This is a genomic window from Paraburkholderia rhynchosiae, assembly GCF_002879865.1.
Lineage (GTDB): Bacteria > Pseudomonadota > Gammaproteobacteria > Burkholderiales > Burkholderiaceae > Paraburkholderia > Paraburkholderia rhynchosiae.
In genome coordinates, this window is sequence record NZ_PNXY01000044.1 from 16,575 (window position 1) to 40,087 (window position 23,513).

Consider the following 23,513-nt stretch of genomic DNA (forward strand, 5'->3'; position numbering starts at 1 on the left):
AACAACAGGCCGAGCATGTGCGCTATTGCGCGGCGCCTCGAATCAGAATGCGACGCCGGATCGTCCTTTGAGCTGCAAGATTTCGCGAGCCTCATCTGGGCTCGCAATCTCAAGCCCCAGTCCTTCGATGATCCTGCGCACGGTGCTGACCTGCTCCGCGCTGCTTTGCGCCAGCGCGCCCGGCCCCTTCCACAGCGAATCCTCCAGACCAACGCGCACATTCCCGCCCATTGCCAACGACATTGCCGCCACCTTCATCTGGCTCGCGCCCGCGCCGATAACCGACCAGTGATAGTTGTCGCCGAACAGGCGATCCGCGGTGCGCTTCATGTGGGCGATATCGTCGGGGTGAATGCCGATGCCGCCGAGAATGCCGAACACGGTCTGGATGAAGAGCGGCCCTTTGACCAGCCCGCGATCATAGAAATGGCGCAAGTTATAAAGATGGCTCGTGTCGTAACATTCGAACTCGAACTTCGTGCCGTTCTCGGAACCCATCTGCAGGATATGCTCGATATCCCTGAACGTGTTGCGCGCAATCAGGTCGTGCGACTTTTCCAGATACTCTCGCTCCCAGTCGAACTTGAACTCCTTGAAGCGGTCGAGCATGTGATAGAGGCCGAAATTCATCGTCCCCATGTTCAGGGATGCCACCTCGGGCTTGAAGACGGCAGCAGGCCGCACCCGCTCCTCGATGGTCATGTAGGGGCTGCCGCCCGTGGTCAGATTCACCACCGCGTCCGTTCTTTCCTTAATTTCCTTCAGGAAAGGCGCAAAAGCCTCCGGGCTCTGGTCCGGTCGGCCGTTTTCGGGGTTTCGCGCGTGCAGATGCACGATCGCTGCGCCGGCTTCGGCTGCCTTGACTGCGTCCTCTGCGATCTGCTTTGCCGTGATCGGCAGATAGGGGGACATCGAAGGTGTGTGGACGGCGCCCGTGCAGGCGCACGAGATGATGACTTTTCTTTTGTTGCCCATGTCTCACTCCTAAAACGTTGATCTCGGGGGACGCCGCGTCAGATGACGCCGTCCTCTCGCAGTGCTTCAATCGATGATTGATCCAGACCCAGCAGTTCCGTGAGAACCTTTTCGTTGTCGCAGCCAAGCTGACCGCTCGGCACGATCTCCGGCAACTCCATATCCTCGTAGCGCATCGGCGATCGGGACACGACGACATCGCCGTACTCGGGATGGCTGATATTGTTCAGAAAGCCGTTCTTGTGAAGTTCTTCGTCCGACGTGACTTCCGTCAGATTGCGCACGGGTGCAAACGGCACGCGGTATCGGCGGAAAATGTCGGCAAGCGCGTCGCGGCTTTTCGATTCCGTAAAAGCCTGGACGATCTCGTCGACCTCGTCCATCCGGTTGACGCGTTCCTTCAGCGTGGAGAAGCGCGGATCGTCTTTCAGATCGGTCCGGCCGAGCGCCTGAAGCAGCGATTGCCAGTGCGTTTCACCGACGCACAGCACAGCGATATAGCCATCCGATGCGGCGTACACGTTGTACGGTGACTCGGCCATGCCGCCATGCCGGTTTCCTGTTCGTGACGGCGCCGTGTCACCCGAGCCGTACCACAAGCCGAGATTGGAGCTCATGGTCGCGTAGACCGCCTCGATCATTGCGACTTCGACCTTGCGCCCGACACCCGTGCGCTCCCGCTCGAACAACGCCGTCATCACCGCACCATAGAGGTGAGTGCCGCCCGAGAAGTCACAGATCGCGGGGCCGCACTTGACCGGTGGACGATCTTCGTAACCTGTCACGCTCATAATGCCGGACATCGCCTGGATGGTCAGATCCATGGCCGGCAGATCCTTATAGCCGCCAGTCGATCCGTAGCCCGTGCCCGCCGCGTAGATCAAACGTGGGTTGATTGCCTTGAGCGCGTCGTAACCGACGCCTAGGCGATCCATCACACCCGGTGCGAAGTTTTCCAGCAGCACATCCGCTTTCCCGACCAACTGTCCAAGCAGTTCCTTGCCGCGCCCGGTTTTCAGATTCAGGGTCATGAACTTCTTGTTCGAGTTGAGCATGGCAAAAGGCAGCGCCGCGCCTCCGACCACGCTCCGGCGTCTGAGATTCTCGCCGCCCGGCGGTTCGATCTTGATCACCTCCGCTCCTGCCATCGCCATCAGGAACGTGGCATACGGGCCGTTGTATACCTGGCCCAGATCGATCACCGTGACGCCGCGCAGTGGCAAATCGCGTGTCATGTCAGTTCCCCTGAAATCTGGCCGGCCGCTTTTCCGCAAACGCGGACGGCCCTTCCTTTGCATCCTGCGTCGCCTGTAGCAGTCGCTGAACGAGTTGCTCGACACGGAGCCCCGTATTCAGATCCATGTCACGGCTTCGGATCGCCAACTCCTTGGCGGCCTGAACCGCGAGCGGCGCATTGGCTGCGATACGTCGCGCGTAATCCATGGCGGCGTCCATCAGTTGTTCTTTTGGAACGACTTTGTTGACCAGGCCCCAGCGATAGGCCGTCTGCGCGTCGATCGTGTCGCCGGTCAGCGTCAACTCCATGGCGAGCGCATAAGGGATTTGCGACATCACCCGCTGGGTTCCGCCATTGCCTGCCACAATGCCACGTTTGACCTCGGCAAGACTGAACGTTGCATGCTCCGCGGCGACCCGGATATCAGTGGCGAACATCAGCGTCATACCGCCGCCCATCGACAGCCCATTCACCGCCGCGATGACGGGCTTCCACACTTCGAGCCCGCGGTTGAGCAACTGGTCACGCTGCGTCAACCACATCTCCGACATTTCCGTCGGCTGCGAAACGAAACTCTTGATGTCGGCGCCCGCCGTAAATGCCCGCTCGCCCGCACCGGTGACGATCGCCACGCGAACCTGCGCGTCGTCCCTCACGCGGCGCCATGCTTCGGACAGCCCCTGATAGTGTTCGAGGTCCATTGCGTTGAGGCGCTCCGGACGGTTGATCGTGATGACGGCAATGCCATCGTCGACCTGGTATTCGATTGTCATTGCGTCTCCCTCTTTCACTAACCTTCAGGACCGGGAACCCAGCAGGTGCCGTGCGACCACCATGCGCTGAACTTCCGAAGGACCTTCGCCGATGCGCTTGATCCGCATTTCGCGATACCAGCGCTCCAACGGCATTTCCTGCGCGACGCCCATGCCGCCGAGAATCTGGATGCATCGGTCGACCACACGGCCGGCCGTCTCCGTGGCGAGCACCTTGGCCATGGAGGCATCGACCTTCATGTCCTGCCCGAGGTCGGCCTTCCATGCCGCGCGATACACCATCAGACGCGCAGCCTGGAGCTCGATTTCCGAATCGGCGATCATCCACTGAATCGCCTGCCGGTCACTCAGCAACGCACCGAACGTCTTTCTCTGCTTGGCCCAGTCGATCGCCAGTTGCAACGCCGCACTGGCCACACCCAGCGTTCCGGCCGCATACGGAACGCGCCCATGCACGAGGAGCTTGTCGACCAGTTCGAAACCACGCCCCTCGACACCCAGCAGATTTTCCTCAGGCACCTCGTAGTTATCGAAGTGCACTTCGTACGGCGCATAGGAGCGAATCACCGGGATCTTCGTGACGTTGACCCCTGGCCGATCCATGTCAATGATGAATGCCGACACGCCATCGCGACTTTTAGACGGACCCGTGCGAGCAAACGCGACGCCCCAGCGCGACTCGTTCGCGGCCGTGATCCACATCTTGCTGCCGTTCAGCACATAGTGGTCGCCGACACGCTCGGCTTTGGTCTGGATCGCGCGGGCCGGATCGGAGCCGCCACTCGGCTCACTGATCGCGAAGAACGCTTTCTCGCCCCGCTCGATGCTCGGCACCGCGTACTGTCGAATCTGCGCTTCCGTGCCGCCGAAGATGATGCTGGGCGGATCGAAACCAAACGCGCCGCACGCCGGAACATAGGCGCCCATGCGGCATTTCGCCGATTCCTCCGCCACGATGCATTGCGCCAGCAGGTTCAGACCCGCGCCGCCGTATTCCTCCGGACTCTGAACGCACCACAGTCCGAGACTTTTTGCCTTGGCTTGCAGTTCCTTGAGCTGCCCTTCCGGCAACGCGTAGGCGTCGTGCGGCAGCTTTTCTTCAAGGGGAATGACCTCGTTGGTCATGAACCGGCGGACCGTGTCCTCGAGCATGCGCAGTTCTTCCGGCATCTCCCAGGCACCGAGGGTGCGCAGGCTGTCTGCGAGCTCCGTTGTAGCTGTGTCCATTTCGCTCCTCCGTTCTTCTCAGTTCCAAATCTACCATGCCACGATTCAAATATCAACCATTGAAATAATTGCAATCACGGTGACTTTATCTACAGGTTTTTGCTCCCCGCACCGACAATCGGCGCTTTGCTCCCGTGGGAGCCAGCCGCACAACTGCCCTCTCAGGTCACCGGTCTAATCGCCGTTGATGCACACGCTTTTCTGGTAAAGGAAGCCGTCGACATGCTGCGGGCCGCCCTTCCATCCATAGCCGCTTTGCTTGTATCCGCCGAACCCCACCGCGGGATCCACCACGCCGTAGCAATTCACCCATACAGTGCCCGCCTTGATGCCGTGCATCATCTTCGTCATGGTGTTGACGCTGCGGGTCCACACGGCGCCGCCGAGACCGTATTCGGTGTCGTTCGCAAGGCGCAATGCTTCGTCCGCCGTGTCGAACGGAATCACCGAAATGACCGGGCCGAAAATCTCCTCCCGGGCAATGGTCATCGAGTTGGAGACGTTGGAGAATATCGTCGGCTCGATGAAATATCCCCCGGCCAGCGCGCCCCCCACCCGGCCGCCGCCCGACGCCAGCTGCGCGCCTTCCTTGCCGCCAATTGACACATAGCTCATGACACGGTCGAGCTGCCGCTGTGAAATCAGCGGGCCAAGCTGAACCGTCGGGTCAAGCGGGTCACCCACCTTGAGTGTTTTGCCGAAAGCGACGAGTCGCTCGACGAATGCCTCGTGAATGCTGCGCTCGACGAAGAGGCGCGTGCCGGCGTAGCAAACCTGCCCAGTGTTCGAGAAAACGGCCATCGCCGCTCCGGGCACAGCTTTGTCGAGATCCGCATCGGCGAACACGATGTCTGGCGATTTGCCCCCCAGTTCGAGTTGCAAGCGCTTCATGTTCCCCGCCGACGCCTTGATGATTTCCCGCCCCGTCTGCGTGGAGCCGGTAAATGCAATGCGGTCGACGCCCGGATGCGACGCCAGGGCGGCCCCCGCTTCCGAACCGAGCCCCGTCACGACGTTCACAACGCCCGGAGGGACGCCGGCTTCGATCAAAAGCTCGGCCGTTCGCAAGACCGTCAACGAAGCATCTTCCGCCGGCTTCATCACGGCGGTGCAACCTGTCGCCAAAGCCGCACCCACAACCCACCACTGACTCATCAGCGGGCCATTCCACGGAATGATGCCGCCCACCACGCCGACCGGCGCCTGGATCGTCATGGTCGTGAAATTGCCCGGCAGCGAGTTCTGAATGGTCTGCCCATTGCAGTTCATTGTTTGACTGGCGAAGTACATGATGACTTGCAGCATCCAGTTCTTCACCCCGGCAGTGCGTGCGACGGGCGCGCCCATATCGAGCGACTCCAGCAAAGCCAACTCGTCATAATTCTTTTCGATCAGGTCGTGGACCTTGATCAGCAATGCTTGACGCTGGTGCGGTGTGAACCGGCTCCACGGTCCCTCGAATGCGCGGCGCGCTGCTGCGACAGCGACGTCGACATCGTCCTTCGTGCCACGCGCGAGTTTTGCCAGCACGCGCCCGTTAGCCGGATTGAAGCTGTCCACCCGCTCACCTGAGAGCGACGGCTTCCACTGGCCGTCAATGAAGTGATCCTTCTCGGGATTGGCAAGGAAATTGACTACAGGCGGCTTCGAAATATCATTCATGTCGTGTTCCTTAAACTCGTCTTTCTTTCCCGGTCGCACATGCGAATTGTGACTAGGTCCTGCATGCATGCGGCGGGCCGGCTCGCCATCGAGATCCGATCAGCCCACTTCCGGTCGTTCGAGCACAAGTCGGCCCGTGACCTTGCCGGACTTCAGGCGAAGCAATGCCTCATTCGCCTCGTCGAACGGCATATGGTCGATGGGGATCGACTTCAGCTTGCCCGAACGCGCCATCTCGACGACATCTTTCAGATCTTGCAGGGTGCCCGTTTGCGTTCCCATCACACTGCGCGGTAGAAATATCATGCCGGCCAGCGACAGTTCGAGCTCACCGCCCGCGGCGCCCACCAGCACCAGCTTGCCGCCCTTGCCCAAGCTGTCGAACGCGACTTTCGCCGTCGTTGACCGGTTCACGAAATCCATTGCATAGAGAACGGGACCGCCTGCGGCCTGGGCGATCTGCTCCCCGAGATCTTCCGCGGTTCCGTCGATGACGGCAGTCGCACCTGACGCAAGAGCGGCTTGCCGTTTCGAATCGTCGACATCGACCACCACAATATTGCGGTGGCCGAGTGCGATGAGCATCGCGATCGCCGCTTGGCCAAGACCGCCCGCGCCGATCAGGAGAACCGCACTATCGGGATCCGTGATCGCAAGCTTGCGAATTGCAGAGAGCACCGTGATGCCGGAGCACGCGTAAGTTGCAGCCACTGCGGGATCGAGATCGCCCGGGTCCACCAGATATCGGGAATGCGGGACCAGAACGCGAGAGCCAAAACCGCCGTGGCGTACAACGCCGATGCTCGACTGCTTGACGCACATGTTGTCTTCGCCCGCTTTGCATCTGTCGCATACCCCGCAACCGATCCATGGGTAGACGATGCGCCGGTCCCCCTTGTTGACGCCGGTGGCGTCCGGCCCGCAAGCAACCACACGTCCCACCACTTCGTGGCCGGGCGCCTTGGGAAGGGTGACACCCCGATCGGTGATCCGCAGGACTTTACCATTCCCCATGTTGTATTCGCCTTTCCAGAAATGCAGATCGGAATGGCAAACACCGCAATGGGAAACGTCGAGAAGAACTTCTGCACCCTTCGGTTCCGGATCATCCATTTCGATAGCCTGCAACGGCTCACCATTGGTAACCACAGCCCACAGTTTCATTAGTCATTCTCCCAGGAAAAAGGGTTGGCCGGATCCGGCCGCTGATTTATCGTGCACAGACGCGGTTGAGTCACACCGCCGACGCCCCGCTGTCCACGGACAGAATCTGGCCTGTCATCCGGCGCGATTCGTCGGAGGCGAGATAGACACCCATATGCGCGATGTCCATCGGCTCCAGAAAGCCAAGCAGGTGGATGGATTTCAACTTTTGCGCGGCGTCGTTGATCTCCATTCGGGACTTGACCCTCGGCGTAAGTGTGACGCTCGGTGCGATCGCATTCACGCGAATGGAATGCTTGGCATATTCCGCGGCCATCGATCGAGTGAGCGATGCGACGGCACCTTTAGCAGCGGTATAGCTGTCGCGTCCGGGTAACGCCATCACAGCCGCCATCGACGTCAGGTTGATCACCGACCCGCCGCCTGCGCGGATCAACTCCGGAATAGTGTGCCGGCAGCACAGAAAGGTGCCGAACAGGTCGAGCTTGATGGTGCGCCAAAACTCGTCGAGGGGCACTTCGGTAACGGGACCGTCAAGCAGACTGGAGCCGCCGGCTATATTGCACAGCACATCTACCTTACCGAACGAGCGTACGGTGCGTCCGATCGACTCCTTTACCTCGTCGTCGCTGCTGACGTCACATGCCAGCGCCATCGCGTCGGCGTGCGCCGCTCCCGCGATAGCTTCGCCGGCGACATCCGGATTGATGTCGATAGCCGCTATCCGTGCGCCCTCCGCGAGAAAGCGCTCGCAAATCGCCCTGCCGATTCCGCCACCCGCCCCGGTTACAAACGCCACCTTGCCGTCGAGTCTGCCCACGTCGCTCTTCTCCCGTTCACCTTCAGCTGATTGATTTGTGCCTGAACGATCACGTTCCCAGGTATGCTTTCTGGACGTCTTCGCTCAGCGCCAACGTCTTTGCGTCGTCCTCGGCAATCACGCTCCCGCCTTCGAGTACGTAGCCCCGGTCCGAGATCTCGAGAGCGATTTCTGCGTTCTGCTCAATGACCAGAATGTCGACGCCCGTTCTGGAAATCTCCGTGATGAGTTCGGCGATGCGTTCGACCATCGCAGGACTCAACCCGATAGTCGGTTCGTCGAGCAGGATGATGCGCGGCTCGCTCATCAACGCGCGCGCAACCGCAACCATCTGCTGCTGACCGCCGCTGAAGGAGCCTGCGAGTGTCGAAAGCCGGTCTTTCAGATCCGGGAAAAGCGCCAGTACGCGCTCCATATTGCGAGCGATCGCAGCGCGATCTTTTATCGTGTAGGCGCCGAGTTCGAGGTTTTCCTTAAAGCTCATATCGACAAAAAGGCGACGCCCTTCCGGAACGACAGCAAGGCCTCGTTGCACGAGTCGGTCCGGCGACAGCCCAGTGACCTCCTCGCCGAATAGCCTGACACTTCCCGCTGTCGGCTTGACCAGACCACACACACACTTGATGACGGTCGATTTCCCCGCACCATTGGCGCCGATCATGGTCACCACGCTGCCCCGCGCGACTTTCAGCGAAACATTGTTGATCGCGGGGACACCGCCATAGGCCGCGCAGAGCCCTTCGACTTCAAGGGAGTACTGTTCACTTGTCATGACGTTTCCCCAGGTACGCGGCGATCACGTGTTCGTTGGTGCGGATCTCCGCCGGAGTACCCGTCGCCAGTTGCTGTCCGTGATGTAGAACAACCAGCCGGTCGCATACCGACATAACGGCCTTCATGTTGTGTTCGACCAGCAGGATCGTGCAGTCAAATTCGCGGCGAATCGCGCGGAACACATCGAGCGTCGACACCACTTCTGTCTGGTTCAGGCCCGTCAATGGCTCATCCAGACAAAGCAGTTTCGGGCGAGCGGCAAATGCAATCGCGATGCTCACCAGCCGCTGTATCCCGTGCGGAAGCGTGCCGGCCAGACTCTCGAGATACGGTGTCACGCCAAGGATGTCCGCCGTCTCTTCGACGCGGAGCTTGCGCTCAGTCTGGCTCGCGCGAGCCATCCCATGAACGGTGCCCAGCAGGATGTTGTCGCGAACCGTCATGGTGCGCATGTAACTGCTGTGCTGAAACGTCCGCACGAGTCCCATGCGGCTGATTTTCGTGGGCGACCAGCCCGTGCACTCCCGACCGAAAATCTCGAGCTTTCCGGCGCTCGGCTTGATGAATCCGCTGATCAGATTGAAGGTCGTACTCTTGCCCGCGCCGTTCGGGCCAATGAGGCCGAGAATCTCGCCCTTGCGAATGTCCAGATTCAGGTCCGACACCGCGAGAAGTCCGCCGAAGCGGCGCGAGAGACCACGTGTCCTCAACAGAAACGAACCGTCGTTGCTCATGTCAGCCCCCTTTTCGGCTCAACTTGGCGGCGCCCTTCTCCGGGCCCGCAGCGCCATTTCTGATCTTCACTGGATCACGTTTGCGCGTCACTTTCTCAACGAGGCCAACGAGACCGCGAGGCATGAGCAGTACTGCAAGGACAATGGCTGCGCCGTAGAACAGCTGTTCGCCCCCGCCAAGGCCCAGCGCAAAGCTACCCAGCAGGACCAGAATGACCGCACCGCCAATCGCGCCGAATATCGACGATTCACCTCCGACCTTGACGTACGCGAGCGCCATCGAGGCGAGCAGAAAGGTGAAATCCCCCGGGCTGATCACGTTATTCACGAAGGCGCTGAGACTGCCTGCCACGCCTGCACAAAACGACGCGATTGCGAAGCACGCCACTTTGCAGAACAGCACGTTGATCCCCACCGACCGCGCGATGTTCTCGTTGTCCCGAATCGCGACAAGAACCTTGCCGAAGTCGGTCTTTTCGATCGCGTACAAGGCGAACAGCAGGACGATCACGGCAGCCATCACGAACGTCGGCAAACAGGCGTCCATGAAACGTGGCGGGAAAATTCCCGTCATGCCGGATGTCCCACCAATGAATTCGGTCTTAGAGAAACCGATTCTCACCGCTTCCGCAAACGCGAAACCTATCAGCATGAAGTACGGTCCTCTGACGCGAAGCGTCGTCATGCCGAAGAGAATGCTCACCACGATAACCACCGCCGGACCTGCGAACAAAGCGATCAGAAAGGGCCACTGAAAGATCGTCGTGGCCACACCGGCACCGTACGCGCCGATGCCGACGAACGCCGACGTCGCGAAGCTGAGTTCGCCGATGAGCATCACGAAGCGCATGCTCGCGGCTGTTAGCGCGGCGATCGCAATCAGGTTCAGAACGCTGGTCGTATAGGCATTGCTTGCAACGAGGGTTGCCGCAATCGCCACAGCGCCGCCCGCCGCCCACCATGGAACGTTTAATTTACGCATGACCGAGCAACCCCTTTGGCCTGACAAGGAGAACGACAATGACCAGCACGAAAATCGCCACTGTTGCGGTCGAAGAATCGAAGTAATAGCCACCAATCGACTCGACCAGGCCGATGAACAGCGCCCCCACGATCGCTCCGGGCACGCTGCCCAGTCCGCCCAGTACGACAGAGATGAAACCCTTCATAAGGTAGTCCGAACCCATGACCGGCGATACGACGGAAACCGGTGCGATCAGCGCGCCGGCCACCGCTGCGAGCGCCGCAGCGATCAGAAAACCTGCCATGGCAAGACGCTTATACGGAACACCCTGGAGCATGGCAGCTTCGTGATCTGATGCAACGGCGCGAAGCGCCTTGCCGATCCGGGTACCCGACATCGCCCAGTACAGAGCGGCCGTTACCAACACTGCTGCGATGCACAGCACGAGGCGTTGCCTCGTGAGCGACACCCCAAACACCGACACGGTGCCGCCGATAATCTCGGGAACGGCGCGCACGGCACCGCCAAAGACGCCGAGGATGATGCCGTCGAGCAGAAGACCCAAACCCATCGTGAGGATGAACGCGCCTTCCATGTCACGCAGGAAGAAGCGCAGGCCAAACCGGTAGACCACAATGGCGAGCACCAACGCGGCTACGACGCCAGCCGCCGCCGACAACAGGTAAGCCGCCTGCACCGATACGCCCGTTGTCATGACGATCGGCACGAGAAAACTGACGACAAGAGCGGAGATCGTAAAGAAATGGCCATGCGCGAAATTGACGACTCGCATGACCCCAAAAATCAAGGTCAGCCCCAAAGAGAACAGGACATAGACCGCCCCGATCTGTAGAGCTGTGATGAGTAACTGCAGCGCGGTTTCCAAGATGTCGCTCCTATGACTTGTCAGTGAGGTCGACCATCAGTCTTTTCGGGGATCGATTCGCGCCCGATCGACGATCTTTCCGTCTTCGATCTGGGTGATGAAGACGGGCAACATCGGCTGCTGATTGGAACCGTAGATGTCCTTGCCGCCGAATCCGGCCTCGCCGCCGTAGAACGTCTTGAATCGGACGGAAGGAAGTGCCGCTGCCACGTCTTTGGGATCGACGCTTTGCGCTTTTTCCATGGCGGCCTTGAGCATGTAGATGACATCGTAGTAGCCGATTGGCGGGGAACTGAGCGATTCGCCCAGGTAAGCATGCGCGTCGCTGTTGGTCTTACGCTGGTGCTCGGTTACGCTCGAACCGTCGAACGAAACTGCGGCGCCCATGTACACGCCATTCACGGCAGGACCTCCGGTCGCAACGATGCCATCGATACCGCTGCCGTTGTCCGACACCTTGACGCCCTTGAAGCCGCGAACGTCCAACTCCTTGAACACCTGACCCGCATCGGCAGGCGGCACGGACGAAAGATCGACAATATCGGGCTTTAGCGACGCGAGACGGGCGGCGATCGGCTGAAACTCCGTCGTACCGCGCTCATAAAAGTCGCTTGACAGCACCTTGACGCCGGCCTTCTCCCACATCGGCCGGGAGATGGCCTCGACCTCGCGGCCGGTCGCGTCATTCGCATTGAGCAGCGCGATGGTCTTCACTTCGGGATGCGATGCGCGCACATACTTGATCATCGCCGGCATGATTTCGAACGGCGAATTGATCAATGAAAATGTCATGGGGAACTTGGGACCCTTGCTGCTCTTGCCCCACGATTCAGTGAAGAAGAGCACGCCCTGACGCTCGGTCATCGACTGTGCGGCGTTTGCCGGTGCCGTGCCGGTGGCGGCCATGTATTTGACGCCGTCACGGTTGAGCAGCGTTTGCGCGACCTTGGTCCCCTCCGCCGCGGTGTACTTGTTATCGTATGAAATGCATTGGAAGTTATAGACCTTGCCTTTGACCTTGACACCGCCGGCGTCTTTCACCTCCTGAGCGGCCCTCTTGCACATCCAGTCGGCGCCTTTACCCCAGACCACGCCAGAGCCGGACAGCGGTACGGATAACCCGACCTTGATCGTTTCATCGGCTTGCGCCGCCGAACCGAAAGCCGATGCAGCTAAGGCCGGCACGACAGCCGACAACAAACGGATTCTCGAGAAATACATGGTTGTCTCCTACCATTTTCGGTTTGGAATATTTGTAATCGATTGCCGACCTTTCGCCGGGAGCCGTATCGCTCTTCCCGTCGGCTCAACATAGCCTCGCAAAGATACGATCGTTAGCATGTCGAATCATTGGCTCGATAACCATGTTCAGTTACTGCCTCGTCGATACGCGGGCCACTTCACAGCGACAGCTGTCTATTCGCTGCGAGCCCTGCGGCAACGCCTTTTTGCTGAACGGCGATCAATTGACAGCAAGGTAGCAGCCAAGAATCCAAATGTCAACCATTGGAACAATTGCAACCTTGGTTTGTTTGTCACCGAACCCGACGAGCGGCGATGGTGCTATGCAGCAACTATTGATGGATAAACGTTCCAGAGAAAAACGCCAAATTCAGGTGGTGCTTTCCCTATGTGGTTGACCATTGAAATGGTATCAACGATGTGTTTTACTGAAAAGCATGCTTGGGGCAAAGACGGTTGGGCCGGCAACGGGTTCGCTGGCCTGATTAACGGCCGGTCGGTCCGAAGCGACCTAAGCGTCGGCAAAGCCAGCGGATGAAAAATGCGGAATTCGACGGACATGATATTTCGCATCACTGAACAATAAAGCCGTCACCAAATCAATCGCAGGTTGAAGTGCGTCTCCGACGCGCCGTATCAATTGAGCCTGAACATTTAGGAGACGCTCGGTGCCGGTCAGATCAGTTTGCGTCATTGGTGCCGGTGCGATCGGCGCGCCAGTCGCACGAAGGATTCTCGAAGCGGGCTTCGAACTGACTGTGTGCGACCAGAATGCAGCGGTTCTGGCCAGCTTCGCCGGTGTTGGCGTAACAGTCACGCGGTGCCCAGCCGACTGCGCTACGTCAGACCTCGTGCTAATTGCCGTCGCGACAGCGGAACAGGTTACAGACGTCGTAACCGGAAACCACGGCATCCTTTCCGGCCTGCGATCCGGACCGTCGCCCATCATCGCGATCATGAGTACTGTAGGCCCCAGGGCGATCACGGACCTGGAAAAGTGTCTTGAGATGCAGGGCGTTCGACTGATCGACGCACCTGTCAGTGGAGGCGCACTGCGCGCGCAACATGGCAGGCTAACCATGCTCGTCGGCGGCGCGCCCGCTAACTTCGAATCGGCGAAGCCCGTCCTCGAAACGGTCGCCAGTCGACTGTTCCACTGCGGCGCAGTGGGCGCCGCGCAAACCATCAAGCTCGTCAACAATGTTATCGCAGTGGCCAATCTTCTCGTTACCGGCGAAGCTTATCGGCTTGCACTGGACAATGGGCTCGCCCTGGACGATGTCACGCGGATTCTCGACGTCAGTTCCGGTCGCAATCACTTTTCAGCGCACGAGGGTGAGGCCGCTGTGTCTTTCGCGAGCTGGACTGAAACTCATCAGGACTTCGATGCATTGACATCGATATTGGGCAAGGATCTAGCACTTGCCCAGCAACTCTCTTACGCATCTTCAGGGGCGTTTCCGTTCATGAAGCACCTTGCTTCACTGATGGATTCGCTCGACGACGAGACCTTCATGAACTGGCACGCAGTGGGTGGCGCGAAAGCGCTGACCAGACACGGAGCCGTTTAGCGGCGGCTTCCCGGTAGAGCCTTCTGGCTGCAGTAATGCATGCAGCCTGCAGCGCACGTGGATTCACCGACAAAAAAGCATCCCCCTTGGATATAGGAGAACGCATGATGACGGAACGGACCTTATCGAGTGCCGCAAAATTTCGTGAGTTGTTCAAGCGCGAACTCCCGGTGGTCGCCCCGCTGGCGTTGGACCCCATCAGCGCGCGAATAGCGGAATCCGCCGGCTTCAAGGCACTCTATCTGGGCGGTGGCACGCTGGGCTACGTAAAAACCGGCACCGAGGCAAATCTCTCGTTGACCCAGATGGTGCAGACCGGCGTCGAATTGCGCGCGGCAACGACACTGCCCATCATTCTGGACGGCACATGCGGTTGGGGCGATCCCATGCACATGCACCACACCATTTCGATGGCCGAGGCCGCCGGCTTTGCCGCTATCGAACTCGAGGATCAACTCATCCCGCGGCGTGCCCATCATCACATCGATATCGAGCATCTGATCCCGGCCGAGTTGATGGTCCAGAAAATCAGGGAGGCGGTAGCCGCAAGACGCGATCCGGATTTCGTCATCATTGCGCGTACCAATGCTCTGCGCACGGACAGCATGGACGAAGCGCTTCGGCGAGCCGAGGCTTACAAGCGTGCCGGTGCGGACATGTTGTACGTCTTGCAGAAGCAGCCCAATCCCGAGGATCTCAGAACCATCGGAGAGCGGCTCGACGGACCGCTCTTCTACGCGATGCTGGCAGGCCTCGGTTCGATCGGCATGACGATTCCGGAGTTGGGCAAGCTGGGTTTCCGGATCGTTTCCGACGGCTCGACGCCCTTCCTCGCGCGCCAGAAAGCCCTACGACTCGCGTATGAAGCGCTGGCCCAAGGCCTGACGGATCCCACCATCGGCAACGACTACGAGTTGGAGACACGCCACGTTCACAAGGCAATCGACCTGCAAAAACTGCTCGATATCGAACTGCGCACCGTCGAGCGCTGATAAACCGTGGTTTGGCAAGAGAGGGAGTTTTAACAATGGCACACGATTATCAGCCGCACGCCCCGGCTGTCGTTCTAGCTGAACGGGACACGAAAGCCGTACCGGGTCCCGGGTCCGAGTCCGACACGCGCAACGAACCGGGCAAGATGCGACGCGTCGCCTCCGCGAGTTTCGTGGGTAGTCTGGTGGAGTTTTACGACTTCAACATCTACGGTTTTGCCGCAGCGCTTGTGTTCGGCAAGCTCTTTTTCCCAGCGCTCGGGCCGGCGGCCGGCACCGTAGCGGCGTTCGCCACGCTGGGTGTGGCTTTCGTCGCCCGGCCTGTCGGCAGCATCCTGTTCGGGCATTTTGGCGATCGGCTCGGGCGCAAGCGGACCCTGGTCACGACGCTGTTGATGATGGGCATTTCGACCAGCTTGGTCGGCCTGATGCCAACGGCCGACCAGATTGGCGCGGTGGCGCCGGTCCTCCTTGTCCTGCTGCGTGTACTGCAGGGTCTTGCCGCGGGCGGTGAATGGGCTGGCGCGGCGCTGTTCGTGGTCGAGAACGCGCCGAAGCAGAAGCGCGGATTCTGGGCCATGTTCGCTTCGCTGGGGGGCGGCGCCGCCCTCACCCTGGCGCCGGTCACGTTCCTTCTGACTGGCTTTGGCATGACCGACGAGCATTTCCTGAGCTACGGATGGCGCATTCCTTTTCTGGCCAGCTCGGTCCTCATCGTGATCGGCCTGTACATTCGCCTCAGGATGGAAGAATCGCCGGTCTTTAAAACCGAACAGGCACAGCACGGCGCGTCGCGTATGCCTTTTTTTGAGGCGTTCAAACGCCAGCCCCGAGAAATACTGCTCGCGGGCGGCGCCATGATCATTACGCCGAGTTTCGGCTATCTCGGCGCGTCGTACCTGACCAGTTACGGCGCGACGGTGCTGGGCCTCAGCCGCACCCAGGTGCTCACGATGAGTTCCATAGGCGGCGCGATGCTGACGCTCGGCATCGGACTCGCGGGCGCCTACTCCGACCGGATCGGCCGGCGCAAGGTGATCATTGCCGCTGCGCTCGTCGCCGTTCCGTGGGCGCTCATCCTGTTCCCACTGATCTCGATTGGCTCCACGATGGCGTTCGCGGCCGGCATGTGCGTCACCATGTTCATCTCAGGCTGTTCACTCGGTCCAATGAGCGCTTTCATGTCCGAGTTGTTCCACACCCGTTACCGTTACACCGCCGCCGGCTTCAGCTACAACATCGCGCAGATTATCGGCGGCGCGGCGACACCGCTTCTCGCGGCGTGGATGACCGCACGGTTCGGCGGGTTCATCTTCGGGATCTTTCTCGCCTTCCTCGCTCTGATCAGTCTGGTTTGCATTCTGCGCATCGCGGAGACGAAAGAGTACGAACTGGACCGGACGCCACTTTCGAGGGGTGAGTGAATCGGCCGCGCGCGGAAAGGCTCATTTCTAACAGGAGGCCCAATTGACCTTAAACACGAATCAGGGATCGAACTCTGCTCGCGGAGACAGCACGCGCGAAGAACTGCATTTCCGCCGTATCGATATGCGCGGCTTTCGCCGGAGTGACGGCCTGTTCGAAGTCGAAGGACGAGTCACGGATCGCAAGGCGCACGACTTCACGCCAGCGAGCGGTGGCCCCTTGCTGCGCGCAGGCGATCCGCTTCACGATATGGGTGTATGCATCGTATTCGACGATTCGATGGTCGTTCACGAGGTGCATACCTTCAGCAAAGCCGCGCCCTATCATGCCTGCCCGGAAGGCGGCCGGGCTCTGCAGTCGCTCAAGGGCCTGCGCATCGCGGCCGGCTGGAGCGGCGAGGTTCGCCGCCGCCTCAGCGGCGCCCGTAGTTGCACGCACCTAATGGAACTATTGATTCCCCTTGCCACGACAGCCATTCAGACGATGATCCAGTTGCGTATGAGTCGACCCGAGCCGCTGGACGAAGACGGGCGCCCAAAAAAAATCGACAGTTGCTATGCCTATGCCGCCGATGGCGAAGTCGTCGCGCGTCGATGGCCGCAGTTCTATCGTCCTAGTCCTCCCATAAGTGAGGAACGCGACAATAGATGAATTTCCCTCAATACCCCATGTGAACGTAACGGCATTGTTGAATGGAGCGGGGCCGCCTAACCTAACGGACTCAACTAACGCCAACGTGCACCGACACACGCAACGAATACAAAGCGTTGCCTGCGCGCCGGCTCTTGCCCGACACAGATTCGACAATGATCAGAATCATTATTCTTGGCGCCAACGGTCAACTTGCGCGCAATACGATACCGGTATTGCTGCGCCGTCCCGATGTCACGCTCACGCTCTATCTACGTCGCGCCGCCCGCCTCAAGAATCCGGACCCGAACCGGGTGAGCATTGTGGAAGGCGACGTACTCAATCAGGATGCGCTATGCGCCGCCGTGGCGGGACACGACGTGGTGTACGCCAACTTGGCGGGCGACATGGCGCAGCAGGCTCGCACGATCATTGCCGCGATGCACGCTACCGGCGTGAAGCGACTGATCTTCATGAGTTCGATGGGCATCTATAGCGAAGTCCCGGGCGAACGCTATCGCAGCATTCTGAATCCCTATCGCGATTCGGCCGCACTCGTCGAGCAGTCGGACCTCGACTATACGATTCTGCGACCCGGCTGGTTCACTCGCGACCAGGAAGTCAGCTATCAGCTCACGCAAAAGGGAGAGGCGTTCAAGGGACACGATGTCTCACTGAACAGCCTGTCCGCTCTGATCGTCAAACTCGTCACGTCGCCGGAACTGGATGTGCGGTGCAGTTTGGGTGTCAGCCGGGCATAGCGCCAACCCTGGATACATTGCCGGCGAGACGAGAAAGTACCCCAGTTCGACCTCGACTCTCGCAAGCGGCAGACCGCTCAACCGGTCACCGTTTGGGCAACGATCGTGTACGTACCGGCCCCGATGTCCTGCAAGCCGCACTGCGCGGGCCGGGAGTCTCAACGCAACGCGGGGGCAAGACTCGCCAAATTGAAATCGACAAGCTCATCGGAACACCCAAGCATGCGCGCGGCGTGGCTGCCAGAAGCCGGCGATCAACGCACACCGGCGGTGTTGGCCCAATCCCGCACCGCCTGTGCGAACAGCCGGAGCGCAGTAGGAGGATGACGATTGGCGGGGTAATAGAGGCTCAAGCCCGGAAACGAAGGGCTCCATTCGGCAAGCACTTGGACCAGCCGCCCTGCTGCCAGGTGTTCGGCTACCAGATAGTCAGGCACCCAGGCAATGCCGATCCCCACCAGCGCGGCCTCGACCATCAGGTTCATGTTGCCCAGGGTCATGGGGCCGTCGACATCAATACTCGCGCTTTTGCCGTGATATTCGAGATCCCAGCGATAGAGCGTGCCGCTTTCGAAACGGAACCGGATGCAGCGGTGTTTCGCCAGATCGTGCGGTGCCTTCGGCGGCTCGTGGCGCGCAAAGTAGTCGGGTGACGCCACTGCGGCAAAGCGCATATCGGGACCGAACTTCACGGCGATCATGTCGCGCGGCACGTCCTCGTGAACGCGGATGCCGGCATCGAAACCGTCCGCCACGATGTCAACGAGCCTCGTATCCACGACGAATTCCACGTGGATAGCCGGGTAAGTCGCCAGAAAATCAGGCAGCACGTACCGGACGATCGACTTCGCCGCTGATTCGGAGGCGCTGATACGGATCGAGCCCGATGGGCGATCGCGTGCGAAAGCGACCTCGTTCACCGCATCTTCAAGGTCGGCGATGGCGGGTCCGACTCGCCGCAGCAATTGCTCGCCCGCCTCGGTCAGCGCGACCGAGCGGGTCGTCCGGTTAAACAGGCGCACCTCGAGTCGCGCTTCAAGTCCCCGCATTGCGTGACTTAACGCAGACGGCGAAACCCCTAGGGTCCGCGCCGCCGCACTGAAGCTTCGCTGATGAGCGATCGCGACAAACGCAGTCAGTTCCGATAAGCCGGCACGCAGCATAAGTGAATATTCCTCATAGCCCTTTGCAATTCTAGCCGTATTGTTGAACGGTAGACAACAGCTTAAGCTTGGAGGCTTGAACGTCGAGGGGCTCCCGTTTGCATGCCAGGGAGTGCTCCACGCTCGTCACTTTTCGAAAGGAGAATGCAGATGCAAAAGCGCAAACTCGGAAACAGCGGTCTCGAAGTTTCGGCACTGGGCTTGGGCTGCATGGGCTTGAGCTACGGCTATGGGCCGGCCACCGAGAAGACGGAAGGCATCAAGCTGATTCAGTCGGCTTTCGAAAAAGGTGTCACGTTCTTCGATACCGCCGAAGCCTATGGCCCGTTCTTCAACGAGGAACTGGTCGGAGAAGCCGTTGCGCCGTTTCGCGATCAGGTCGTGATCGCCACCAAGTTCGGCTTTCAGGACGGTGATTCGAAAAAGCCACTCGACAGCCGGCCCGAACGCATCCGTGCGGTCGCCGAGGCGTCGCTCAAGCGGCTGAAGACCGACCGCATCGATCTGTTCTACCAGCATCGCGTCGATCCGAACGTGCCTCTCGAAGACGTGGCCGGCACCGTCAAGGATCTGATCGCCCAAGGCAAGGTCAAGCACTTCGGCATGTCCGAAGCCGGCGCGCAGTCGATCCGCCGCGCCCACGCCGTTCAGCCGGTGGCGGCTTTGCAGAGCGAGTATTCGTTGTGGTGGCGCGAGCCGGAAGAAACGGTACTGCCCACGCTGAAGGAATTGGGCATCGGTTTCGTGCCGTTCAGCCCGCTCGGCAAGGGCTTCCTGACCGGCGCGATCGATGCGACCACGTCGTTCGACAAGACCGATTTCCGCAATGTCGTGCCGCGCTTTTCCGAAGAGAACCGTAAGGCCAACGCAGGCCTCGTCGACGTGCTCGGCAAGATTGCCGATGGCAAGGGCGCGACGCGCGCGCAGATCGCGCTTGCGTGGCTGCTGGCTCAACAGCCGTGGATCGTGCCGATTCCGGGCACCACCAGGATCCATCGGCTGGAAGAAAACGTCGGCGGGGCTGCGGTCGAATTGTCGGCTGACGATCTCGTCGCTATCGAAGCGGCGTTGAAGCAGATCAAGGTCGTGGGTGATCGTTATCCGGCCCGTTTGCAGCAGCGCGTCGACCGCTAGGCTCAACGTTTTGCCCCACCCGTTTGCTCCCGCGTCGTCGCAAGCCTGCGGCAACGCGGGACCGCTATTGGCGTAAAAGAAATGCCTGATCATGTTGTTGAATAGTCGCTCACCCGCTCCAGCGGGAACATTGCCCAGCGCTGCAACGGAAAGCGTGACGCCCGCCGCCGACCAGCACGGTCTGCGGATCCTCGCGACACTGAGCCTCCTGATGGCGTTCGCGTCGATCTCGACGGACCTGTATCTGCCTGCCCTGCCCGCAATGGCGCTCTCGCTGCACGCCGACACCGGGGCGATCGAGCTGACGATCTCCAGCTATCTGATCGGTTTCAGTCTGGGCCAACTGCTGTGGGGTCCTATCGGCGACCGTTACGGCCGCCGCCTGCCGATCGCTATCGGACTCGTGCTGTTCATCGTTGGATCGGCTGGCTGTGCGCTGTCGACTAGCAGCGGCGCGCTGGTCGGCTGGCGAATCGTTCAGGCCGCGGGAGCGTGCGCGAGCGTCGTGCTCGCCCGCGCGATGGTGCGCGACCTCTACACCGGCCATCGCGCGGCCCAGATGATGTCGACATTGATGACGATCATGGCGATCGCGCCGCTGATCGGACCGAGCGTCGGTGGCCTCATCCTTCACGTGGCGTCATGGCGCGCGATTTTCTGGGCGCTGGTCGGTGTCGGACTGGCGACGCTCGCCGCATTGGGCACACTGCCCGAAACGCTACCGGAGGCGCGCCGCAATCACGAACCGCTCGGCCGCGCGCTCGCCGCCTATGCCACGCTATTGCAGCATCGCCGGGTACTCGGCTACGCGGGGGCTGGCGGATTCTTGTACGGAGGCATGTACGCATATGTTGCCGGCACGCCGTTCGCGTACATCACCTATCACCACGTTTCGCCGCAGCGCTATGGCGTGTTGTTTGCAGCGGGCATCGCAGGCATCATGATCACGAACCAGATCAACGCGAAGATGGTAAGGCGCTACGGCAGTGATCGCCTGATGCGTGCCGGCACGTGGGGCGCCGCAATCGCGGGCATGCTGCTGGCCATCGGCGCATGGACGGATTGGGGCGGGCTGGCCGGCCTCGTGATTCCCCTATTCCTTTTCGTTTCCACGACCGGCTTTATCGTCGCCAATGCGATTGCGGGTGCGCTCGGCATATTCCCCGCGCGCGCCGGCACCATGTCGGCGCTCATCGGCGCAACCCAGTACGGTACCGGCGTTCTGGGCTCGGCACTCGTGGGCTTCTTCGCCGATGGCACGCCTTGGCCGATGGGCGCCGTGATCGCGGCGATGGGGATCGGCAGCCTGCTTTGCGCCACGCTGCTCTTGCCGTGGCCTCTTGCGATCTCCGGCGTCGCGGCCACGGCTAAATGAGACCTTGCGGGTGGTACCCGGCTCACCTGGCTTACTGACCGAATCCCACACTAAATCCACTTCAGGCAACGCCATGAAAAAACTGGTACTGGGCCGCACAGGGCTCGAAGTGTCGCCGATCGCGATAGGTGGCGCGGCTTTCGCTTACGTTCACCGCTCGAAAAAATGGGACCCAATGTCGGACGAGGGCAAACAGGTTGTCCATGCAACATTGCACAGAGCACTGGACCTCGGCATCAACTACGTGGACACCGCGCCGGCGTACGGCAACGGTTATAGCGAAACGTTGGTCGGTGAAGTCATGAAAACACGGCGAAGCGAATGTGTGCTTGCGAGCAAGGTCTGGTACGAGCTCGACCATGCGGGTGTGATCGATAGCTTTCATCAAATTCTCGAACGCCTGCAGACCGATCACATCGATATCATGCAGATACATGGCCGCATGTATACCCCGCAAGAAGTCCAGCACATCCTGCATGGCGGCCCGCTCGATGCGCTCCTCGAACTACGCGCATCCGGCAAGATTGGTCACATCGGCATTACCACCGAAGAACCGTGGACCGTGATTCCTTTTCTCCAGCACGAAGCGATCGAGGTCTATCAGATCGCCTATAACTTCATATACCAGGCAGCAGCACGGCATTTTCTGATCGAGGCAGCCAAAGTTGATGCAGGCGTCGTCTCGATGCGAACCATGACGTCCGGCATCCTGCAGCGCGAGATGAGTCTGCTGGCACCCGCTTCAGCATCCATTCCGGATCTGTACGAAGTCGCGCTCAAGTTCGTCCTTTCGGATTCGCGGGTGCATGCGGGCATCGTCGAGATGCGATGGCCGCAGGAAGTTGAGGACAATGTCAGGCTCCTGAATGACTGGCATCCGCCCGTCGACTTTGCAACGCTGCCGCGCCTGACTTTCGAGGTCTACAAAGCCGAAGATGCTGAATGACGCCCGGCATTTATGCACCTATGCATGAGTGTATGCGCATTCTGCCAGCTGGTCGCAGACCGCCTGAAGAACCAGATTGTGTGTTTTTGCGCTCAACGGCGCTGAACATTGTGCCTACGTCGGAACACGTCAAAGGATCGAAACCATGACCCAAGAAGCTCAAACCATCGTCCGTAACGGCACCAAGCCGTCCATCAAAGGCCCTGAAAGCTGGTTCACCGGCGCTGTTCGTATCGACAGCCTCTTTCAGGCGGAGGTCCCGGCGCGCCTTGGCGGCGCCATCGTCACGTTCGAACCCGGCGCGCGTACCTTCTGGCATACGCACCCGCTCGGGCAGACTCTGATCGTACTTTCTGGGGTTGGCTGGACGCAATGCGAAGGCGGCTCGCGAACCGAAGTTCGCGCTGGAGACGTCGTGTGGTGTTCGTGCGACAAGCGCCACTGGCATGGCGCTGCTCCGACGACGGCAATGTCGCATCTTGCGGTCACCGAAATGCTCGATGGCAAAAACGTCGAGTGGATGGAGCCGGTGACTGATGAGCAATATCACGATGGACCACTCGTCACCGAGTGACCACCCCTGCGCACTAGCAGAAATCAGGGGCACCTGATAAGCCGCCCCAAGCGGTAAAACTCTTCCATCGAACCGCGCCTACGTGGCAAGTGACTCTTCTGCGCCAAACCAGACACCATCGATATTCAAAACGTTTCCGCTCGTTCGCCAGCGCTTGCCCGTTACGAACAGGAAGCACTGTTTCAAGGTGCGTGGCGCCCTGCGCTGTCTCGGCGCGATCGAAGCATCATTACCCTTGCCTCCGTGATCACCCGCGGACAGACCGTTGGAGTTGCCTTTTACATGCGTTATGCACCGAACCACGGTGTGACGTCGCGTGAAATTTCACGATCCTTACACATCCCTCCTCCTATGCTCAGGATTACCCACATCTCGTGATGTGAATCACCCGTCCTGGCTAAAGATCCGGTACATCTCCGTGATTTCGTGGAGCACCAGGAAGCCGCGCCACATGACCGTAGGCCCGGGCGGGTGATCATGCTTG

23 protein-coding genes are annotated in these 23,513 nt (G+C 60.1%); 10 read left to right on the top strand and 13 right to left on the bottom strand.

All coding sequences use genetic code 11. From position 1 onward, the window contains the following. Positions 1 to 42 precede the first annotated feature (42 nt). The 12 genes from C0Z16_RS33155 to C0Z16_RS33210 all read right to left on the bottom strand — a co-directional run bounded on the left by C0Z16_RS33155 (position 43) and on the right by C0Z16_RS33210 (position 12,437). Positions 43 to 975 carry a BKACE family enzyme gene (locus C0Z16_RS33155; RefSeq protein ID WP_102636233.1) on the bottom strand — a complete coding sequence of 311 codons (933 nt, stop codon included), beginning with the start codon at positions 973 to 975 and terminating at the stop codon, positions 43 to 45. Between the two features lie 38 nt (positions 976 to 1,013). Next, positions 1,014 to 2,210, bottom strand: a complete 1,197-nt coding sequence (locus tag C0Z16_RS33160; RefSeq protein ID WP_102636234.1) for a CaiB/BaiF CoA transferase family protein — start codon at positions 2,208 to 2,210, stop codon at positions 1,014 to 1,016. Position 2,211: 1 nt separating this feature from the next. Next, positions 2,212 to 2,985 carry an enoyl-CoA hydratase/isomerase family protein gene (locus tag C0Z16_RS33165; protein ID WP_102636235.1) on the bottom strand — a complete coding sequence of 258 codons (774 nt, stop codon included), beginning with the start codon at positions 2,983 to 2,985 and terminating at the stop codon, positions 2,212 to 2,214. A gap of 24 nt (positions 2,986 to 3,009) precedes the next feature. Beyond that, the gene (locus tag C0Z16_RS33170) at positions 3,010 to 4,212 is read right to left on the bottom strand and encodes an acyl-CoA dehydrogenase family protein (protein ID WP_102636236.1); all 1,203 of its coding nucleotides are present in this window, start codon (positions 4,210 to 4,212) and stop codon (positions 3,010 to 3,012) included. A gap of 174 nt (positions 4,213 to 4,386) precedes the next feature. Further along, positions 4,387 to 5,874: an aldehyde dehydrogenase family protein gene (locus C0Z16_RS33175; RefSeq protein ID WP_102636237.1), complete on the bottom strand. Its 1,488-nt coding sequence runs from the start codon at positions 5,872 to 5,874 to the stop codon at positions 4,387 to 4,389. Between the two features lie 99 nt (positions 5,875 to 5,973). Beyond that, positions 5,974 to 7,038: an alcohol dehydrogenase gene (locus C0Z16_RS33180; protein ID WP_102636238.1), complete on the bottom strand. Its 1,065-nt coding sequence runs from the start codon at positions 7,036 to 7,038 to the stop codon at positions 5,974 to 5,976. Positions 7,039 to 7,108: 70 nt separating this feature from the next. Next, entirely contained in the window at positions 7,109 to 7,858 is a 750-nt protein-coding gene (locus C0Z16_RS33185) for an SDR family NAD(P)-dependent oxidoreductase (protein ID WP_102636239.1), read from the bottom strand. Between the two features lie 49 nt (positions 7,859 to 7,907). Next, a complete protein-coding gene (locus tag C0Z16_RS33190; protein ID WP_102636240.1) occupies positions 7,908 to 8,630 on the bottom strand; it encodes an ABC transporter ATP-binding protein in 723 nt (240 codons plus the stop codon). Further along, entirely contained in the window at positions 8,620 to 9,366 is a 747-nt protein-coding gene (locus C0Z16_RS33195; protein ID WP_102636241.1) for an ABC transporter ATP-binding protein, read from the bottom strand. Before C0Z16_RS33195 ends, C0Z16_RS33190 begins: the two co-directional genes overlap by 11 nt. Position 9,367: 1 nt before the next feature. Then, positions 9,368 to 10,348: a branched-chain amino acid ABC transporter permease gene (locus C0Z16_RS33200; protein WP_102636242.1), complete on the bottom strand. Its 981-nt coding sequence runs from the start codon at positions 10,346 to 10,348 to the stop codon at positions 9,368 to 9,370. Next, the gene (locus tag C0Z16_RS33205; protein WP_102636243.1) at positions 10,341 to 11,216 is read right to left on the bottom strand and encodes a branched-chain amino acid ABC transporter permease; all 876 of its coding nucleotides are present in this window, start codon (positions 11,214 to 11,216) and stop codon (positions 10,341 to 10,343) included. The genes C0Z16_RS33200 and C0Z16_RS33205 overlap by 8 nt, the downstream gene beginning before the upstream one ends. A gap of 36 nt (positions 11,217 to 11,252) precedes the next feature. Beyond that, positions 11,253 to 12,437: an ABC transporter substrate-binding protein gene (locus C0Z16_RS33210; protein WP_102636244.1), complete on the bottom strand. Its 1,185-nt coding sequence runs from the start codon at positions 12,435 to 12,437 to the stop codon at positions 11,253 to 11,255. Between the two features lie 689 nt (positions 12,438 to 13,126). On the opposite strand from C0Z16_RS33210, the gene C0Z16_RS33215 reads away from it, so the two are divergent. From C0Z16_RS33215 to C0Z16_RS33235, 5 genes are all read left to right on the top strand, one after another. Then, on the top strand, positions 13,127 to 14,029 hold the full coding sequence (locus C0Z16_RS33215) for an NAD(P)-dependent oxidoreductase (RefSeq protein ID WP_102636245.1): 903 nt from the start codon (positions 13,127 to 13,129) through the stop codon (positions 14,027 to 14,029). Positions 14,030 to 14,133: 104 nt separating this feature from the next. After that, complete coding sequence (locus tag C0Z16_RS33220) at positions 14,134 to 15,021, top strand: isocitrate lyase/PEP mutase family protein (protein ID WP_158244561.1); 888 nt, start codon at positions 14,134 to 14,136, stop codon at positions 15,019 to 15,021. Between the two features lie 35 nt (positions 15,022 to 15,056). Beyond that, positions 15,057 to 16,445: an MFS transporter gene (locus tag C0Z16_RS33225; RefSeq protein ID WP_102636247.1), complete on the top strand. Its 1,389-nt coding sequence runs from the start codon at positions 15,057 to 15,059 to the stop codon at positions 16,443 to 16,445. Positions 16,446 to 16,488: 43 nt separating this feature from the next. Beyond that, the gene (locus C0Z16_RS33230; protein ID WP_279635092.1) at positions 16,489 to 17,097 is read left to right on the top strand and encodes a DUF2889 domain-containing protein; all 609 of its coding nucleotides are present in this window, start codon (positions 16,489 to 16,491) and stop codon (positions 17,095 to 17,097) included. A gap of 155 nt (positions 17,098 to 17,252) precedes the next feature. After that, complete coding sequence (locus tag C0Z16_RS33235) at positions 17,253 to 17,837, top strand: NAD(P)H-binding protein (RefSeq protein WP_102636259.1); 585 nt, start codon at positions 17,253 to 17,255, stop codon at positions 17,835 to 17,837. Positions 17,838 to 18,091: 254 nt separating this feature from the next. Here the strand turns inward: C0Z16_RS33235 and C0Z16_RS33240 are convergent, their stop codons facing one another. Beyond that, a complete protein-coding gene (locus C0Z16_RS33240) occupies positions 18,092 to 19,000 on the bottom strand; it encodes a LysR family transcriptional regulator (RefSeq protein WP_102636248.1) in 909 nt (302 codons plus the stop codon). Between the two features lie 150 nt (positions 19,001 to 19,150). On the opposite strand from C0Z16_RS33240, the gene C0Z16_RS33245 reads away from it, so the two are divergent. From C0Z16_RS33245 to C0Z16_RS39675, 5 genes are all read left to right on the top strand, one after another. Further along, positions 19,151 to 20,134 (top strand): aldo/keto reductase, encoded by a 984-nt coding sequence (locus C0Z16_RS33245; protein ID WP_102636249.1) that lies wholly within the window; start codon positions 19,151 to 19,153, stop codon positions 20,132 to 20,134. 91 nt (positions 20,135 to 20,225) lie between these two features. Continuing rightward, positions 20,226 to 21,509, top strand: coding sequence for a multidrug effflux MFS transporter (locus C0Z16_RS33250; protein WP_102636250.1), 1,284 nt, complete (start codon positions 20,226 to 20,228; stop codon positions 21,507 to 21,509). Between the two features lie 10 nt (positions 21,510 to 21,519). After that, positions 21,520 to 22,455: an aldo/keto reductase gene (locus tag C0Z16_RS33255; RefSeq protein ID WP_244201449.1), complete on the top strand. Its 936-nt coding sequence runs from the start codon at positions 21,520 to 21,522 to the stop codon at positions 22,453 to 22,455. Between the two features lie 145 nt (positions 22,456 to 22,600). Then, on the top strand, positions 22,601 to 23,029 hold the full coding sequence (locus tag C0Z16_RS33260; RefSeq protein WP_102636252.1) for a (R)-mandelonitrile lyase: 429 nt from the start codon (positions 22,601 to 22,603) through the stop codon (positions 23,027 to 23,029). 123 nt (positions 23,030 to 23,152) lie between these two features. After that, on the top strand, positions 23,153 to 23,407 hold the full coding sequence (locus C0Z16_RS39675) for a carboxymuconolactone decarboxylase family protein (RefSeq protein WP_407070720.1): 255 nt from the start codon (positions 23,153 to 23,155) through the stop codon (positions 23,405 to 23,407). Positions 23,408 to 23,513: the final 106 nt, after the last annotated feature.

Excerpts from the sequence above, each read along its gene's own strand:
- C0Z16_RS33155 (WP_102636233.1), bottom strand. The coding sequence starts at position 975 with ATGGGCAACAAAAGAAAAGTCATCATCTCGTGCGCCTGCACGGGCGCC.
- C0Z16_RS33160 (WP_102636234.1), bottom strand. The coding sequence starts at position 2,210 with ATGACACGCGATTTGCCACTGCGCGGCGTCACGGTGATCGATCTGGGC.
- C0Z16_RS33165 (WP_102636235.1), bottom strand. The coding sequence starts at position 2,985 with ATGACAATCGAATACCAGGTCGACGATGGCATTGCCGTCATCACGATC.
- C0Z16_RS33170 (WP_102636236.1), bottom strand. The coding sequence starts at position 4,212 with ATGGACACAGCTACAACGGAGCTCGCAGACAGCCTGCGCACCCTCGGT.
- C0Z16_RS33175 (WP_102636237.1), bottom strand. The coding sequence starts at position 5,874 with ATGAATGATATTTCGAAGCCGCCTGTAGTCAATTTCCTTGCCAATCCC.
- C0Z16_RS33180 (WP_102636238.1), bottom strand. The coding sequence starts at position 7,038 with ATGAAACTGTGGGCTGTGGTTACCAATGGTGAGCCGTTGCAGGCTATC.
- C0Z16_RS33190 (WP_102636240.1), bottom strand. The coding sequence starts at position 8,630 with ATGACAAGTGAACAGTACTCCCTTGAAGTCGAAGGGCTCTGCGCGGCC.
- C0Z16_RS33195 (WP_102636241.1), bottom strand. The coding sequence starts at position 9,366 with ATGAGCAACGACGGTTCGTTTCTGTTGAGGACACGTGGTCTCTCGCGC.
- C0Z16_RS33200 (WP_102636242.1), bottom strand. The coding sequence starts at position 10,348 with ATGCGTAAATTAAACGTTCCATGGTGGGCGGCGGGCGGCGCTGTGGCG.
- C0Z16_RS33210 (WP_102636244.1), bottom strand. The coding sequence starts at position 12,437 with ATGTATTTCTCGAGAATCCGTTTGTTGTCGGCTGTCGTGCCGGCCTTA.
- C0Z16_RS33220 (WP_158244561.1), top strand. The coding sequence starts at position 14,134 with ATGATGACGGAACGGACCTTATCGAGTGCCGCAAAATTTCGTGAGTTG.
- C0Z16_RS33225 (WP_102636247.1), top strand. The coding sequence starts at position 15,057 with ATGGCACACGATTATCAGCCGCACGCCCCGGCTGTCGTTCTAGCTGAA.
- C0Z16_RS33235 (WP_102636259.1), top strand. The coding sequence starts at position 17,253 with ATGATCAGAATCATTATTCTTGGCGCCAACGGTCAACTTGCGCGCAAT.
- C0Z16_RS33240 (WP_102636248.1), bottom strand. The coding sequence starts at position 19,000 with ATGCTGCGTGCCGGCTTATCGGAACTGACTGCGTTTGTCGCGATCGCT.
- C0Z16_RS33245 (WP_102636249.1), top strand. The coding sequence starts at position 19,151 with ATGCAAAAGCGCAAACTCGGAAACAGCGGTCTCGAAGTTTCGGCACTG.
- C0Z16_RS33250 (WP_102636250.1), top strand. The coding sequence starts at position 20,226 with ATGTTGTTGAATAGTCGCTCACCCGCTCCAGCGGGAACATTGCCCAGC.
- C0Z16_RS33260 (WP_102636252.1), top strand. The coding sequence starts at position 22,601 with ATGACCCAAGAAGCTCAAACCATCGTCCGTAACGGCACCAAGCCGTCC.